Origin of the sequence: Anaeromyxobacter paludicola, from assembly GCF_023169965.1 — a bacterium.
Classification (GTDB): domain Bacteria; phylum Myxococcota; class Myxococcia; order Myxococcales; family Anaeromyxobacteraceae; genus Anaeromyxobacter_B; species Anaeromyxobacter_B paludicola.
In genome coordinates, this window is record NZ_AP025592.1 from 3403551 (window position 1) to 3420087 (window position 16537).

The following is a 16537-nucleotide window of genomic DNA, read 5'->3' on the forward strand; positions in this document are numbered from 1 at the left end:
GGTCCCTCCCCTGCGGTACGGAAGGCTATTCCCCTCTCCCGCGGAGCGGGCGAGGGTTAGGGAGGGGGTGGGAGGCACGTGGAGCTCGAGACGCTGCTGAAGGACTTCCAGGCGCTGCTCCAGGCGGAGCGGGAGGAGGAGCGCGCCCGGTTCGCGGAGGCGCGCGGACGGCTCTCGCTCGCGGAGCGGGAGGGGCGCGGCCTCGCGCTCCTCGACGTGGAGGCGGTGGAGGAGTCGGCCCTCGCCGGGCGGGCGCTCGTCACCTTTGGGAAGGGCCGGAACGAGCCGCTCGCCGGCGCCCGGCTGGGCGTGGGATCGCTGGTGCGTGTCGGCCTGCGGCGGGAGGAGCGGCCGGACGCGCCGGAGGGGGTGGTGGCGCGCCGGAGCCGGACGCGGGTGGCGGTCGCCTTCGACGAGCCGCCGCCCGACTGGGCCACCGAGGGCCGGGTGGTCCTCGAGCTGCTCCCGTCGCCGGTGACCTGGGAGCGCCTCTCGGCCGGCGTGCGCCGCATCGGAGAGAAGGAGGCGCGGCGCTGGCAGCCGCTCCTCACCGGCGCGCCGCCGCGCTTCGAGGACCGGGCGCCGCCCGGCGGCACGGCGCCGGCCGGGCTCAACCCCGAGCAGCGCCGCGCCCTCGACCTCTGCGAGCGGGCCCTCGACGTCGCGCTCGTGCACGGGCCGCCCGGCACCGGGAAGACCACCGTGCTCGTGGAGGTGATCCGCCGCGCGGTGGAGCGGGGCGAGCAGGTGCTCGCGGCCGCCCCCTCCAACCTCGCCGCCGACAACCTCCTCGAGCGGCTCGCCCGCGCCGGGGTGGACGGGGTGCGGCTGGGCCACCCGGCGCGGGTGCTCCCGCAGCTCCTCCCGCACACGCTCGAGGCGCGGGTGTCGGCCCACGAGTCGGCGCGGATCGCGAAGGGGCTCGTGGACGAGGCGCTCGCGCTCCGCCGCGACGCCCGCAAGCGCAAGCAGCGGCGCGGCCCGGGCCGCTTCTCCGAGGCGCGCCAGGCGGAGCGGGACGCGCGGGCGCTCCTCGCCGAGGCGCGCGCGCTCGAGGCGCGGGCCGAGGCGGAGGTGCTCTCGCGGGCCGAGGTGGTGGTGGCGACGCTCACCGGGCTCGACGCGCCGCCGCTCGCCGGCCGCCGCTTCCCGCTCGCGGTGGTGGACGAGGCCACCCAGGCGGTGGAGCCGGCCGTCTACCTCGCGCTCCTGCGCGCCGGCCGGGCGGTGCTGGCGGGCGATCACCTGCAGCTCCCGCCCACGGTGCTCTCGGCCGCGGCCCAGGCCGGCGGCCTCGGGACCTCGCTCTTCGAGCGGCTGGTGGCGCTGCACGGCGACGCGGTGAAGGTGACGCTCGCCGAGCAGCACCGGATGAACGCGCTCATCATGCGCTACCCCTCGGAGGCGCTCTACGGCGGGCTCCTGCGCGCCCACCCGGCCGTGGCCGGGCACGCCCTCGACGGCCTCCCGCTCGAGCTGGTGGACACCGCCGGACGCGGCTTCGAGGACGAGACGCCGGAGGGGAGCGACTCCAAGCAGAACCCCGGCGAGGCGGAGCTGGTCGCGGCGCAGGTGGAGCGGGTGCTCTCCCTCGGCGTCTCGCCGGCCGAGGTGGCGGTGATCGCCCCCTACGACGCGCAGGTGCAGCGCCTCCGGCAGCTCCTCTCGGCGCGGCTCGACGAGGGGCTCGAGGTGGACACGGTGGACGGCTTCCAGGGGCGGGAGAAGGAGGCGGTGCTGGTCTCCCTCACCCGCTCCAACGACGCCGGCGAGGTCGGCTTCCTCGCCGACGTGCGCCGGATGAACGTGGCGGTGACCCGCGCCCGCAAGAAGCTGGTGGTGGTGGGCGACGGGGCGACCGTGGCGAGGCACCCCTTCTACGAGGGGTTCGTCCGCTACGCCCAGGAGATCGGCGGCTGGCGGAGCGCCTGGGAGCTCTGAGCCGACCGCGCTCCCGCCGCGCCGGGTTGCGAGGAGGGGGCCGGGGCGGGGTAAGCTCCGCCCCCTTCATGATCCGCTCCACGTTCCAGCTCGCTCCCGGCATCGGCCCCTACCGCGAGCGCCAGCTCTGGGACTCGGGCGTGACCGCCTGGGACCGCTTGCCGCCCGGCCCCGAGGTGGTGCTCTCGCCCCGGCTCGACGACCGGGTGCGCACGGCGGTGGACGGGGCGCGGGAGGCGCTCGCGCGCGGCGACGCCGGTGCCCTCGCGGCCATGGTGCCGCAGCGGGAGCGCTGGCGGCTCTTCTCGCGCTTCGCCGAGGACGCGGGCTACCTCGACATCGAGACCGACCTCGAGGGGCGGCCGACGGCGGTCGGCATCCTCGATCGCGACGGGCCGCGGCTCTTCCTGCGCGGGCGCGACCTCGAGGGCTTCCAGGAGGCGACCGCCGGCTGGAAGCTCCTCGTCACCTTCAACGGGCTCTCCTTCGACGTCCCCATGCTGCGCCGCGCCTTCCCCGGCTGGAGCCCGCCGCCGGTGCACGTGGACCTGTGCCACCTCTGGCGCCGGCTCGGGCACGCCGGCGGGCTGAAGCTCCTCGAGCACGAGGTGGGCATCGGGCGGCCGCCCCACCTCGACGGCGTGGACGGGCGGGACGCCGTCCGGCTCTGGGCGGCCTGGGAGCGGGGCGACCGGGCGGCGCTCCGCCTCTTCGCCGAGTACAACCTGCTCGACGTGGTGAACCTCCGGACGCTCATGGGCATGGGCTACAACCGCGCGGTGGAGCGGCTGCGCATGCCGGGCGAGCCGGTCCCGGTCTCCATGCCGGGCGACGTCCGCTACGACGTGACGCGGCTCGTGATGGCGCTCTAGGCCGGCCCGGGCTCGGGCCCGCTGGCGACCCGCCGCGCGCGGCCGCGGGCGGCGCGTTAAGCTCGCGAAGTGATCCCCGCCGCCGCGCTCGTCCTGGCGCTCGCCGCCGACCCCGACTTCCGCCAGCCGCGGGACGCCGAGGGGCGGTTCGTGAACCTCGACGGCACGGGGGCGATGCCGTTCTCGACCGTGTGGAGGTGGGGGGTGGTGGACCGGCTGCTCGGCCGGCGGCGGCAGTCGCCGGCCCGCGCCGAGGTGCCGCACCGGCCGGTGGACCTGGCGCGGGTGGACCGGCCGCCGGCGCGGGGAGAGCCGGCCCGGATCACCTGGCTCGGCCACGCCGGCTTCCTGGTGCAGCTCGACGGCGTCTCGCTCCTCGTGGACCCGGTGCTCGCGGAGTCGCCGCGCTTCCTCGACCGGAACGTGCCGGCCGGCCTGCGGGTCGAGGACCTGCCGCACGTGGACGCGGCGCTCGTGAGCCACGCCCACTACGACCACCTCGACCTCGAGACGCTGGCGCGGCTCCGCGCCCCGGTGGTGGCGGGGCTCGGGACCCGGCCCCTGCTGGAGGCGGCGGGGCTCGCCACGACCGAGCTCGGCTGGTGGCAGTCGGCCCGGGTCGGCCCCGAGCCCGGCGTGGTGGTCACCCTCGTGCCGGCGCAGCACTGGAGCCGGCGGGGGCTCTCCGACCTGAACCGCCGCCTCTGGGGCGGGTTCGTGATCCAGGGCCGGACCCAGGCCGTGTACCACTCCGGCGACACCGCGCTCTTCGACGGCTTCGCCGAGATCGGCCGCCGGTTCCCGGGGCTCGACGCCGCCCTCCTCCCCATCGGCGCCTACGATCCGGGCTGGTTCATGGAGCGGCAGCACATGAGCCCCGAGCAGGCGCTCCGCGCCTTCGAGGCCCTGGGGGCGAGGCGCTTCGTGGCCATGCACTGGGGCACCTTCAAGCTCACCGACGAGCCGCTCGACGAGCCCCCGCGGCGGCTCGAGGCGGAGCGGGCGCGGCGCGGGCTGCCCCGCGAGCGGATCTTCGTCCCGGCCGTGGGCGAGACCCTGGACCTGCGCTAATATCCGCGCCCCCTATGAGCGAGATCACGCCCGACGTCGTCGCCCGCCACGGTTTCACCCCCGCCGAGTACGAGGAGGTGAAGCGGCACCTCGGGCGCGAGCCCAACCTGACCGAGCTGGGCGTGTTCTCGGTGATGTGGAGCGAGCACTGCTCCTACAAGTCGTCGCGCGTCCACCTGCGCAACTTCCCGACCAGCGGGCCGCGCGTGCTGCAGGGCCCCGGCGAGAACGCCGGCGTGGTGGACGTGGGCGACGGCCTCGCCGTCTGCTTCAAGATGGAGAGCCACAACCACCCCTCGTACATCGAGCCCTACCAGGGCGCGGCGACCGGCGTGGGCGGCATCCTCCGCGACGTCTTCACCATGGGCGCCCGGCCCATCGCCTCGATGAACGCGCTGCGCTTCGGCGACCCGTCACACCCCAAGACCGCCTTCCTGCTCGAGGGGGTGGTGGCCGGCATCGCCGGCTACGGCAACTGCATGGGCGTGCCGACCGTGGGCGGCGAGGTGGCGTTCCACCCGAGCTACAACGGCAACTGCCTCGTGAACGCCTTCACCCTGGGCGTGCTCCCGGCCGACAAGATCTTCCTCGGCGCCGCCGCCGGCGTCGGCAACCCGGTCATGTACATCGGCGCCAAGACCGGCCGCGACGGCATCCACGGCGCCACCATGGCCTCGGCCGAGTTCGACGCCACCACCGAGGAGAAGCGCCCCACGGTGCAGGTGGGCGACCCCTTCATGGAGAAGCTGCTGCTCGAGGCCTGCCTGGAGCTCTTCCAGACCGACGCGGTGGTCGGGATCCAGGACATGGGCGCGGCCGGCCTGACCAGCTCCTCGGTCGAGATGGCCGGGCGCGCCGGCAACGGCATCGACCTCGACGTGGACGCGGTGCCGCGCCGCGAGGAGGGGATGACGCCGTACGAGGTGCTCCTCTCCGAGTCGCAGGAGCGCATGCTCCTCGTGGCCGCGCAGGGCCAGGAGGACGTCGTCCGGCGCATCTGCCGCAAGTGGGACCTCGACGTAGCGGTGGTGGGCCGGGTCACCGACTCCGGCCACCTGCGGGTGATCTCGGGCGGGAAGGTGGTGGCCGACCTCCCGGTGGCGCCGCTCACCGACGGCGCGCCGAAGTACGACCGGCCGCAGCGGGCCATGGCGAAGCTCGAGGAGCTGCGCGTCTTCGACCCCGGGTCGCTCCCGGAGCCGGCGGACCTCGGGGCCGAGCTCCTCGCCCTGCTGGCGCGCCCGACCATCGCCAGCAAGGAGTGGGTCTACCGCCAGTACGATCACATGGTCCGGCTGGTGGGCGCGGTCCGCCCGGGCGGCGACGCCGCCGTGGTGCGGCTCGCCACCGGCGAGGAGGAGCACGCGCACAAGGGGATCGCGCTCTCCGCCGGCGTGAACTCGCGCTTCTGCTGGCTCGATCCGAAGCTCGGCGCGATGCACGCCGTGGCCGAGTGCGCCCGGAACATCGCCTGCGTCGGCGGCGAGCCGCTCGCCATCACCGACTGCCTCAACTTCGGCAACCCGGAGAAGCCGGAGATCATGTGGCAGTTCGCCGAGTGCGTGCAGGGGCTCGCCGACGCCTGCCGCGCCTTCGAGACCCCGGTGGTCTCCGGCAACGTCTCGCTCTACAACGAGACCGAGGGGCAGGGGATCCTGCCCACGCCGATGGTCGGCATGGTGGGGCTCGTGGAGCCGGTGGACCGGACCTGCACCTCCTGGTTCAAGGCGCCGGGCGATCTCGTGGTGCTGGTCGGCGAGGTCGGCGGCGAGGTCGGCGGCAGCGAGTACCTCTCGGCGCGCCACGGCGTGGAGGCCGGGCGCGTGCCGCCGCTGGACGTCGCGCGCGAGAAGGCCGTGCAGGCGACGGTCCGGCGGGCGGTGCAGGAGGGCCTGCTCGCCTCGGCCCACGACTGCTCCGAGGGCGGGCTCGCCGTGGCGCTGGCCGAGTGCTGCGCCATGGCCTCCGCGCCCGAGGGCGACGCGCCCGCCCGGCTCGGCGCCGCGGTGCGGATCCCGTTCGGCGTCCGCAAGGACTTCGCCCTCTTCGGCGAGGACGCGAGCCGCGTCGTGGTCTCCCTCTCCCCGGCCGCGCTGCCGCGCCTCGAGGAGCTCGCCGCCGAGGCGGGCGCGCCGCTCGTGAAGCTCGGCGCGGTGGGCGGCGACCGGCTCGAGATCCAGGGGGCGCTCTCGGTGCCGGTCGCGGAGCTGTCCGCCTCCTGGCGCTCAGGAATCCCGGCGGTGCTGAAGGGCGCCGGCCGGAAGTAGCCCGGCGCCCGGTCCCGGCCTGATCAGGGGCAGGTCGGGGTTGGCGCGGTGACGCTCAGGCCGACGACGCCATCGGTGACCTCGATCCCGGTCGTGCCGGCCACCTCGGCCTGGCAGTTGCCCTGGGTGAGGTGCACCTCGCAGCCGCCCATCGAGAGGGAGGCGCACGGTGCGCCCGGGGCGCAGGTGGCGCTCGTGCCGCCTACGGGGACGCAGGTCGCGCCGGGCACTTGGGCGTCGGCCACGGTCGCCTTCCAGGTCACCTGGACGGGATCGCCATCGGGGTCGCTGCCCACCGGGGTCCCGGTGAAGCTCGAGGCGGCCTTCTCCGTCCAGGTCTCGAGCTGCAGGCTGCCCGGGTCGTAGGCGCGGCAGCTGCTGGTCCGCGGGACGCAGGCGGAGAAGGCGAGGGTGGCGCCCGGCGCGCGATCGAGCACGGCGAGGGTGGTGGAGCCCGCGCCGCCCAGGCCCCACGCGTCCTGGACGGCGTAGCTCAGCGGCTGCGCCTGGGCGAAGGTGGCGAGGGGCGGCAGGCCGCCCTGGGCGACCGACCAGGCGAGGTCGCAGGCGCCGGTCACCTGGTAGCCGCCGCCGGAGGCGACCACGCCCATCCGCGCGCAGACCCCGCTCGAGGTGGCCGCAGCCTGGAGCGGGTCGCCGTCGGGATCGATCCAGATGCCGGAGACGAGCTCGGGCTGCGTCCGGTAGCCGGTCCCGTCGTAGCTGTGCGCGACCGGGACCACGCTCGGCGAGGCGGTCGTGAGCACCGGAGCCCGGTCCTTCACGCGGACCGAGGTCCGCACCTGGACCGCCTCCCAGGGATCGCGGCCGGTGGAGACGAGCGTGAAGGGCGAGCTGTCGTCGGCGTGGCGGAGCTCCCCGGGCCACGCGATCGGGACCTCGAGCTGGAAGTCGCCGCCGGCGGAGACGGCGGCCGCCGCGTGGGGCGCCCAGGCCGCGTCCACCTCCACCTGGAAGTCGCTCGTCACCGGATCGCCGTCGGGATCGACGACCTGCAGCGGCTGCGATCCCTGCACGCGGTAGCTGCGAGGCGCGCCGGGGAGGTCCACGAAGTGGTCGAAGGCCGCGAGCGGGGGCGCGGTGACGACGGGAGGGCGGTTGCCGACGAGCATCGGGAAGGTGGACCTCGCGGTGGCGCCCGAGCCGTCGCCGACGGTGCACGCCGTGACGTGGGCCACCGCGCCCGTGAGCTCCAGCGGGTCCTGGCAGGCCAGCTGGACATGGACCGCGCCGCCCTCGACGGTCGCCACGAAGGCACAGGCGTGGGCCCGGCTCGGCTCGTCGGCGCAGGTCACCGTGAGCGGATCGCCGTCGGGATCGGAGGCGGCCAGCGGCGCCGAGAACTCGGTCGTGTACCGCTGCCGGACGGGGTCGTAGGCGTGCGGGAGCGACTGCGCGACTCCCTCGCTCACCCGCGGCGCGGAGTTCTGCGGGCTCAGGTGGAAGGCGAGCTGGATCGCGAGGTCGCCGTCGCTCACCGACGCCACGACGACATGCCGGACGTCGGTCCCCACGAGGTCCCGCAGGTCGGCGCAGCCGATCCGGACGACCGCGTGGCCATCGGTGACGGACGGCTCCAGCGCGCAGCCGGTCGCCCGCGCGGACTGGAGCGACCAGCCGAGCGTGGTCGGGTCGCCCTCGGGATCCGAGGCCGTCACGTCCACCGCGATCTCGGACCAGTAGCGGCGGCTCTGGGCGTCGTAGGAATGGGTGGGCGAGAGCGTGGTGCCGGCCTGCGGCGAGCTGGCGGTCGGGACCTGATCGAGCACCGTGAGCGGGAAGCGCGTCGTGGCGGAGCTGCCGGCGGGGTCGGTGCCCGTGAACGCGAGCACGTGCGTGAGATCGCCCTGCGTCAGCTCGGCCAGCGTCGGGCACTCGACGCGGAAGTGCATGCCGCCCGCGGCGGCGTCGGTGGCGAGGGTGCAGGAGGTCGGCCGGGAGGTCTCGAGCGCGGCAGTGAACCGGAGGGTGTCGCCGTCGGGCTCGGTGAACTGGACGGGCGCGGTCCCCTCCGCGACGTACCGGCGGGCCGCCGGGTCGTAATGGTGGGGCACGGCGAGCTGCGAGCCCGCGCCGGCGCGGACCGGCCGGTCCTTGACCGTGACCACCACCTCGTCCCTCGCCCGCTTGCCCCGGGCGTCGGTCACGGTCACGAAGAAGCGCCAATCACCAGAGAGCGGCGTCCCGGCGGTGCTGATGCGCACCTCGGCCTGCGCCCCCTCGGTGCCCCCGAAGAACTCCACCTTGGGCGCGGGGAGCCCGCTCAGCCCCGCCGGCGGCTCGTAGCTCCAGTGGTAGCTCACCGGCTCGCCGTAGGCGTCGTGCCCGGCGGCCGAGAGCCGGACCACCTGCGAGCCGCTGTCGGTGACCGGCGTGCAGACGAGCGGGCTGCCCTGGCAGGTGTGCTCGAGCGCGAGGTCGTCGCCCGCCGCCACCGTGGGCGGCGGCACGTCGGTCGAGGGGTTGGAGTTGGTGCCGCCCGTGGTCCCGCTGCCGGAGGCCGACACCGCGAGCACCACGCTGGCCGGCGCGCTCTGGCGCCCGTGCGCGTCGGTCACCACCAGGGCGACGGTGTACGTGCCCGTGCACGAGAAGACCGTGTCGAGCCTGGGCTGCGTGCTCCAGGAAGGGACCGCGGCGCAATCCCCGCCGGTCACCGACCAGGCGTAGGCCGTGACCGCATCGCCGCGATCCGGATCGCTGCTCCCGGTGCCGTCGAGGACGAGCTGCTCCCCGGCGGCGAGGCCGCTCGACGGGGCGCCGCCGATCGCGGCCGAAGGCGCGTTGTCGGCGGCGCAGACGCCGCTGAAGCACACGCCCGCGCCGCAGTCGGCGTCGGTGGTGCAGGTCTTGAGCTGCCGCTCGCCGCTGCCGCAGGCCGCGAGCAGGGCGAAGAGGCACACGCCGGCGGCGCGCGCCCGAAGTCCCCCCGGACTCGTCATCTCGAGCTCCCTTTGTACTTGCTCCGGTCGTTTGGATCCCAATACGCTGACGTTCACTTTGAGATCAAGCGATGATTGACGGTGAGTCATCATCGCGGGTCAATGCGAGGGGCGTACCAGCAGCTTTGGTTCGAGCAGAACGGGCTCTCAGGCCCGCGAATGGCCGTTTCGCGGACCTGTGGTCCGTCGCGCGGACCGATACCGGGCCCGGGGCGCGCAGGGACGCTGGCGCGGTGACTGGCAGGCCTTTCGCAATCTCCATCGCGCCCGGCGACCCGCCGGTCGCAACAGTCGGGGGAATCGAATGAAGATCCGTCGCGCGCTGCTCCTGGTCCTCCTGACCGCCGCCTGCGGCCGCTCCGCGGACCCGGCGGGCTGCGCCGCGGACTCCGACTGTCCCGCGGGCCAGCGCTGCGCGCCGGCGCCCGCCGGCACCTGCGTGCCGCTCGCCTCCGGCGACGGCGGCGAGCCCGACGGTGGAGCGAGCAGCGACGGCGGCGCGGACGCCGGCGCTCCGCCGACGGACGGTGGGACCGACGGCGGGACGACGGACGGCGGGACGGGACAGCCCGACGGCGGCCCCAGGACCTGTGAACCGGCGTGCGGCGCGGGGCAGGTCTGCACCGCCGCGCTCACCTGCGCCGACGCCTACACCGTCGCGATCCTCTCCCCGGCCGACGGCGCGCTCGTCGGCGCGTCCCTCCGGCTGCAGGTCCTGGTCGTGCGGGGCAACGCCGAGGTCGCGCCGCCCTCGGTGACGTTCCTCGCCAGCCCCGTCGCCAACGGCGCCGTCCGGATGAGCCTCGCCGGCTCCGACGGGCTCGCGTCCTCCTGGACCTTCGAGCTCCCCATCCCGAACGCGGTGGAGAGCCCGGTGACGGTCACGGTCGTGGCCCAGGGCCCCGCCGGCGAGCAGCGCCGGAGCATCACCGTGCAGGCGGACGCCGCGGGTCCGCGCCAGACGACGGTGACCGCCGGCTGCGAGACCGATCCCTGCACCCCCACGTCGGTGGTGACCGTCCGCGAGCAGATCACCGACCCGCACCTCGTGGGCGCCGAGGCGGCGATCTCGCTCGACGGCTACGCGCGCGTCTTGCCGCTCGCGCCTTCCGGGGATGGCTACGCGGTCACCTTCTCGCTCCGCGATCTTCCGTTCCCGGCGCTCCGGGGCCCGGCGATCGTCCGGGTCACCGCCCGGGACTCGCTGGGGAACGCGAGCGTCCTCGACAACTGGGTCTGGGTGGATCGGCTGGCCTGGCAGCGCCAGCTCGGCGCGCCCGTCACGACGCCCGCGATCCTGCCCGACGGCTCGCTGGTGGCCGGCCTGGCCGGGACGGTGCGCCAGCTCGTCGGCCTCTGGCCCGACGGTACCGACCGCTGGCTGTTGAGCCTCGGCGTGGATCCGGCCCTGCGCGGCGGGTTCGTCACCGCGCCGCCGAGCGTCGGCGCCAGCGCGATCTGGGTCGGCTCGGAGGACGGTCGCGTCTACGCGGTCGATCTCGCGGGGACGAAGATCCTGAACGGCGTGGAGGGGGCGAGGGGGTGCGATACGGGCGGGCCGGTAAAGGGATCTCCGGCACTGACCTACGGCGGTGCGGAGCTGGCCTTCACGACCTCCTCCGATGGAGTCTTTACTGCTGTCGACAAGGCGATCAAATGCGCGCCGAGTGGTGTGACGGATCCTCTGGTCAGCGGGCCCAGCATCGATGGCAACGACCACGTCATTGGAGTTACTTCCGGCGGAACTCTCTATAGAGAGGAGTTTTCTGCGGGCTTTCGAGTGCTCGGCGCTGTTGCGTCGCTTTACGAAGCGCGAGCGGAATGCGCGGTAAACGCAGCGGGAACATCCTGGGTTCCAGGAACAGATGGCACCCTCTACGGGGTAAGCGTTTCAGGTAGCGTGGTTAGACAGACCGTAGGCTCCCCCATCACCAGCTCCCCCGTCGTCGCCGCCAACGGCGACATCATCTTCGGCGACGAGGCCGGCGTCCTCCACCGCTACACCCCGGCCGGCGTGAAGGTCTGGGCCACCGAGCCGAGCTTGGGCGCCCCACTGCGCGCCCCGCTGCTCCTCTCCGGCGGCGACGCCGACATCCTGGTCACGACCGCGGACGGCCGGCTCGTGGCCGTCACCGGGGCGGGGACGGTGCTCTGGTCCGGCGCGCTCGCGCCGGGGCAGGACCTGCGCGAGGGGAACGTCTACACCGCGCCCGGGCAGTCGGGCCGCATCCTCAGCACCGCCTACTTCGGCTGCTCCGACGGCAACCTCTACGCGGTGACCGTGGACGGCCAGCTCGACCCGGCCTCCCCCTGGCCGCGCGCCCACCACGACGCCCAGAACACCGGGAACGCGCGGGGGCCCCGGCCGTGAGGCGCGCGTTGCCGCTCGCCCTCGCGCTCGGGGTCGCCGCCGCCTCGCCGGAGGCCCGGGCCGAGGAGGTCGTCACGGCGGTGCTCGCCGTCGGCGACGCGCCGGCGGGCCCCGACCGCGAGCTCGCCCGGCTTGCCGGCGCGCTCCGGGAGGAGTGCCGCGCGCGCTCCTCGGCCGTGCTCGAGGCGAGCGCGCTGCGGAGCCGGCTCGCGGGGGAGCCGCCCGCCGCGCGGCTCGCCGAGCTCGATCGCGCCGCCGGCGCGGCGGTCCAGGCCTACCTGTCCGGCGACTACGCGCGGTCCGCCCGCGCCTGGCGCGCGCTCGTCTCCGACCTGGAGTCGCTGCCGGAGGGGCCGGAGGCCTACGAGCAGTGGACGCGGGCGGTGCTGCGCCTCGCCCACGCCGAGGGAACCCTGGGGCGCTGGGCCGACGCGCGCGCGGCCATGGAGCGGCTGCTCGCGGTGGAGCCGCGCTTCGCGCCCGACCCGGACGATTACGCGCCGAGCTACCGGCGCGTCTTCGACGACGCCCGCCAGAAGCTCCGCTCGCGCCCCTCCCGCCGGCTCGCGGTCACCTCCTCCGGCCGCCCCGGCGCGGTCTTCGTGAACGGCAAGTCGATCGGGGTGACGCCCGTGACGGTGACGCTGCCCGCGGGCCGCTACCGCGTGGGCGGGACGAGCGGCGGCCTGCGCGCCCCGACCGCGGCCGTGGACCTGCGCACCGCCGACGGGCGGGTGGAGCTCGACTTCGCGCTCTCGGACGCCGTGCGGCTCGACGCCGGCCCCGGCCTGGCGCTGGCGCCCTCCGGCCGGCCCGAGGCGCTGCGGGAGCTGGGCGCGCGGCTCGGGGTGGACCGGGTCGTGGCGCTCGCTGCCGCGGCCGGGGACGGGCCGCCCGCGCTCGCGGCCTCGCTCCACGAGGTGCGCAGCGGCGCGGTGCTCCGGGAGGCGCGCGTGCGGCGGCCCCCCGGCGCCGACGCCGCCCCGGCGCTCCGCGCGCTCGCCCGGTTCCTCCTCACGGGAGAGCGGGTGGAGGGGCTCGAGGTGACCGCGCCGGCCGCGGCGCCGGCCGCCGGGCACTCCCGCGCCGCCTCCGACCCGGCGCTCTCGGCGCCGTTGCGCGCGCCTGCTCCGGAGCCGGTGCCGCTCGAGCTGCCTCCCGCGAGCGCGCGGGCGCCTTCGGCCGGGCCCGTCCTCGTCGCGCTCCCCGCGGCCTCCGTCGCCGCGGCCGCCGCGGCCGCCGCGACGGTCCCGCCCGCGACCCTCCCGGCCACGGCACCCCCGCCCTCGACGCTCCCCGCCGCGCTCGCTCCCGCGCCCGACCCGCCCACCGCCTCCGATCTGCGCGCCGCCGCGCCACCGCCGGTCCCCGCCGCCGCGCCGGCGGCCCGGCGCTCGGGGTGGCTGCGCCCGGCCGCGTGGATCTCGGGGGCGCTGGCGCTCGGGATGGCCGGGGTGGCCTCCTGGCAGGGGCTCGCGGCCGCGAGCGCCTACGATCGCGCCAACGCGATGGTCCGCGCCGACGGCCTGCTCGCGGCGGGGGCCGACCCGGCGCGCTACCACGACGCGCTGGGCGAAGGAGACCGGGCGCGACGGATGGCCTGGGCGAGCGCCGGCTCCTCGGTGGCGCTCGCGGCGACGGCCGGCGTGCTGGGCTGGCTCTCCGCGGAGCCGGCTCCGGCCGGCGCGAGGTGACCCGCGGCGTGTCGCGGCGTGTCGCGGCGTGTCGCGGCGGGCCCGCACGGCCCACGGGGCGCGAAGCGCGCTCCCTAGCGCGGGGGGCGGGAGCGCTCGTGCACCCGGCGCACCACGCTCGTCAGCTCGTCGGGCGTGAACGGCTTGAACAGGAACGCGTCGGCCTGCAGGAGCTTGCGGACGTGCGCCGAGGCCACCCCGGTCACCACGACGATGGCGATGTCGCGGTTCTTCGGGCTCGCCCGCAGCTGCTCCAGGAACTGCGCCCCGTCCATCCCGGGCATGAGCAGGTCGAGCAGGATCACGTCCGGCCGGGCGCCGTCCTCGATCGTCCGCAGCGCCTCGGCGCCGTCCGACGCCGTGGACGCCTCGAAGCCGCTCGCCCGGAGAGTGTCCGAAAGCGCGCTCCGCAGCTCCTGGCTGTCGTCCACGATCAGCACGCGGGGTGAGGGCATTGGCGCTCGACTACTCTCCCGGGAGCGGAGTGTCAAAGGTAAGCGGGATCCGGTGCCGTTTGGGACTCCGCCACCGGGTCAGCGTCGCGCCGGCGGCAGCGCCCCCCAGGCCGATTCGACGGCGCGTCCGAGCCGCTCCGCGAGCCCTGGCCCGTAGTAGGTGCGCTCGGTCTCGCCGTGGCGCAGCGCCATCCGCTCGGGGGTCTCCACGTACCCGGCGTAGTCGTCGGCGAGGGACACGATCTCGGCCTCCGGGGCGGCGCGGGCGCGCCACTGCTCGCCCACCTCCATCACCGGCTCGCTGGGCGTGAAGAGGAGCGCGAGGGGGCCGAGCCGCAGCGCCGTGACCGGCGCCTCGGCCGGGAACAGCCCCCAGGCGACGTTCCGCGCCAGCTGCGCCAGCCGGCGCGGCGCCGCGGCCGGATCGGGGGGCGGGAGCGCGATGCGGACCTCCGAGAGCGCCAGCGCCGGCCGCGCCTCGGGCCCGCTCCAGGCGAGCTCCGCCACCTTCGACTGCACCGCCCGGGCGTAGAGCTCCGGGGTGAGCTTCACCGCGTCGCCGAGGTGCGGCGTCGCGTCCCCGAGCGCTCCCTGGAAGAAGAGGGTCGGCGCGGGCTGCGAGCGCATCAGCGCCCCGGGCCAGTCGCCCGAGAGCCGGTGGTTGTCGGCGCCGAGGATGGTCGCGTGCGAAGGGTAGACGAGCACCTGGGCGAGGAGGGCGCCGTCCGGGCGCGCCAGCCGGAACCCGGTGAGCCGCGCGGTCACCGGGCGCAGGTACTCGCGGCTGTGCACGAGCCCCGGCGCGTCGGCCCGCGCGGTGGAGAGCAGCGCCGGGGCGCGGGCGGCGTGCGCGGCCCGGACCGCCGCCGCGATCCGTTCCACGAGGGCCTCGAGCTCCCGGCGCTCGTACGGCCCGGTCGCGAACGCCTCGGCGAGCGCGCTGTCCCAGAAGCCGCCCGGGCCGGAGTGGGTGTGGGTCGCCGCGACCACCACCGCGTCGAGGCCGAGGTCGCGGACCCGCTCGCGCACGGCGCCCGAGAGCTCGGCGGGGACGAGCAGCAGCTCGGCCGAGACGAGCGCCACCCGGCAGCCGGGCTCCTCGAGCACGAGCGCGCGGACCCCCACCGGATCCCGCACCCCGCGGGCGGCCCAGCGCAGCCGGGGAAACCCGGCGATGGGCGCGTCCGGGCGCGGGTCGAGCGGCAGCTCGGCCACGCCGGCGAGGAGCGGGCCGCCCCCGCTCGCCCGCTGCACGAGGCGCGGGGCGCCCGGCCGCTCGGCGGGCCGCCACCGCAGCGAACCGGCGGCCACGATCGCGGCCGCCGCGGCGGCGAGGGCCGCGACGAAGAGCAGCGTCCTGGCGAGAAGCATTTTCAAGCGTCAACCGTTATACTGCGCAACCCGCCATGGCTTACGACGCCGTGTATGACAAGCTCAAGGACGAGTGCGGCGTCTTCGGGATCTGGGCCCTGGGCCAGTCCGAAGAGGCCGCCAACTTCACCTACCTCGGACTGCACGCGCTGCAGCACCGCGGGCAGGAGGCCGCCGGCATCGTCTCGACCGACGGCACCACCCTCCACGCCCACCGCGAGATGGGCCACGTGGCCGACATCTTCAACGCCGAGGTGCTGGGCCGCCTGAAGGGCGGCGCCGCCATCGGCCACGTGCGCTACTCGACCGCCGGGGCGAGCCACGTGAGGAACGCCCAGCCCATCGCCGTGCAGTACGCCGGCGGGGCGGTGGCGGTGGCCCACAACGGCAACCTCGTGAACGCCGAGGAGCTGCGGGCCGAGCTCGAGCAGTCGGGCTCCATCTTCCAGACCACGAGCGACACCGAGGTGGTGGTCCACCTCATGGCCCGGGCCCGCTCGGCGGGCTCCGCCCCGGCCGACCCGGTGGACCGGCTGGTGGCCGAGGCCCGCGCCGCGCTCGCCCGCGTGGCCGGCGCCTACTCGATCCTCTTCCTCTCCCAGCAGGCCATCGTCGGCGCGCGCGACCCGCTCGGCTTCCGGCCGCTGGTGATCGGCAAGCTCAAGGGGAGCTGGGTCCTCGCCAGCGAGACCACCGCGCTCGACCTCATCGAGGCCGAGTACGTCCGCGAGGTCGAGCCGGGCGAGCTGGTGGTCCTCGACGGCAAGGGGCTCCGCTCCGAGCCGCTCTTCCCGGGCCAGGCCCGCCCGGAGCGGCAGGGGCGCTGCGTCTTCGAGCACATCTACTTCGCCCGGCCCGACTCGGTGCTGTTCGGCCGGTCGGTCTACTCGGTTCGCCACGCGCTCGGCCGCGAGCTCGCCACCTCGCACCCGGTCCCGGCCGACCTCGTCATCCCGGTGCCGGACTCCGGCGTCCCGGCGGCCATCGGCTACGCCGAGGAGAGCGGGATCCCGTTCGCCACCGGCCTCGTCCGCTCGCACTACGTCGGGCGGACCTTCATCGAGCCGCAGCAGTCGATCCGCCACTTCGGCGTGAAGCTGAAGCTGAACGCGCTCAAGGACGTGCTGCGCGGCAAGCGGGTGGTGGTGGTGGACGACTCGGTCGTCCGCGGCACCACCAGCCGCAAGATCGTGAAGATGATCCGCGACGCCGGCGCGAGCGAGGTCCACCTGCGCATCAGCTCGCCGCCGACGGCGTGGCCCTGCTACTACGGCATGGACACGCCGACCCGGCAGGAGCTCATCGCCTCCACCCACAGCGTGGAGGAGATCGCGAAGTACGTCACCGCCGACAGCCTCGGCTACCTCACGCTCGAAGGGCTCTACCGGGCGGTGGGCGAGTCGCGCCAGGGCTACTGCGACGCCTGCTTCTCCGGCGACTACCTGGTGCAGTTCCCGCGGCAGCGCGAGCCGCGCGGCGCCGGGCTGCGCGTCGTCGGGGCCTGACGAGCTCGCGAAGCGGTCCCCGCCCGG

General features: G+C 75.6%; 10 protein-coding genes. 7 read left to right on the forward strand and 3 right to left on the reverse strand.

Annotated elements, in window-relative coordinates:
* The first annotated feature begins 78 nt into the window (after positions 1-78).
* From AMPC_RS15255 to purL, 4 genes are all read left to right on the forward strand, one after another.
* Positions 79-1941 (forward strand): AAA domain-containing protein, encoded by a 1863-nt coding sequence (locus tag AMPC_RS15255; RefSeq protein ID WP_248342273.1) that lies wholly within the window; start codon positions 79-81, stop codon positions 1939-1941.
* A 68-nt stretch (positions 1942-2009) separates the two neighbouring features.
* Entirely contained in the window at positions 2010-2813 is an 804-nt protein-coding gene (locus AMPC_RS15260; protein ID WP_248342274.1) for a ribonuclease H-like domain-containing protein, read from the forward strand.
* 69 nt (positions 2814-2882) lie between these two features.
* On the forward strand, positions 2883-3884 hold the full coding sequence (locus AMPC_RS15265; RefSeq protein WP_318654303.1) for an MBL fold metallo-hydrolase: 1002 nt from the start codon (positions 2883-2885) through the stop codon (positions 3882-3884).
* Positions 3885-3898: 14 nt separating this feature from the next.
* Positions 3899-6151 (forward strand): phosphoribosylformylglycinamidine synthase subunit PurL, encoded by a 2253-nt coding sequence (purL, locus tag AMPC_RS15270; RefSeq protein WP_248342275.1) that lies wholly within the window; start codon positions 3899-3901, stop codon positions 6149-6151.
* A gap of 23 nt (positions 6152-6174) precedes the next feature.
* Here purL and AMPC_RS15275 read toward each other — a convergent pair whose 3' ends face one another.
* Entirely contained in the window at positions 6175-9114 is a 2940-nt protein-coding gene (locus tag AMPC_RS15275; RefSeq protein ID WP_248342276.1) for a PKD domain-containing protein, read from the reverse strand.
* Between the two features lie 304 nt (positions 9115-9418).
* Here AMPC_RS15275 and AMPC_RS15280 point away from each other — a divergent pair, with 304 nt between their 5' ends.
* The gene (locus tag AMPC_RS15280; protein WP_248342277.1) at positions 9419-11485 is read left to right on the forward strand and encodes a hypothetical protein; all 2067 of its coding nucleotides are present in this window, start codon (positions 9419-9421) and stop codon (positions 11483-11485) included.
* 8 nt (positions 11486-11493) lie between these two features.
* Positions 11494-13179, forward strand: a complete 1686-nt coding sequence (locus tag AMPC_RS15285; protein WP_248342278.1) for a PEGA domain-containing protein — start codon at positions 11494-11496, stop codon at positions 13177-13179.
* A 74-nt stretch (positions 13180-13253) separates the two neighbouring features.
* On the opposite strand, the gene AMPC_RS15290 is transcribed toward AMPC_RS15285, so the two are convergent.
* Entirely contained in the window at positions 13254-13634 is a 381-nt protein-coding gene (locus tag AMPC_RS15290; protein WP_248342279.1) for a response regulator, read from the reverse strand.
* 78 nt (positions 13635-13712) lie between these two features.
* The gene (locus AMPC_RS15295) at positions 13713-15005 is read right to left on the reverse strand and encodes a neutral/alkaline non-lysosomal ceramidase N-terminal domain-containing protein (RefSeq protein ID WP_248346338.1); all 1293 of its coding nucleotides are present in this window, start codon (positions 15003-15005) and stop codon (positions 13713-13715) included.
* A gap of 35 nt (positions 15006-15040) precedes the next feature.
* Between AMPC_RS15295 and purF the strand changes: the two genes are divergently transcribed.
* The gene (gene purF, locus AMPC_RS15300) at positions 15041-16510 is read left to right on the forward strand and encodes an amidophosphoribosyltransferase (RefSeq protein ID WP_248342280.1); all 1470 of its coding nucleotides are present in this window, start codon (positions 15041-15043) and stop codon (positions 16508-16510) included.
* Positions 16511-16537: the final 27 nt, after the last annotated feature.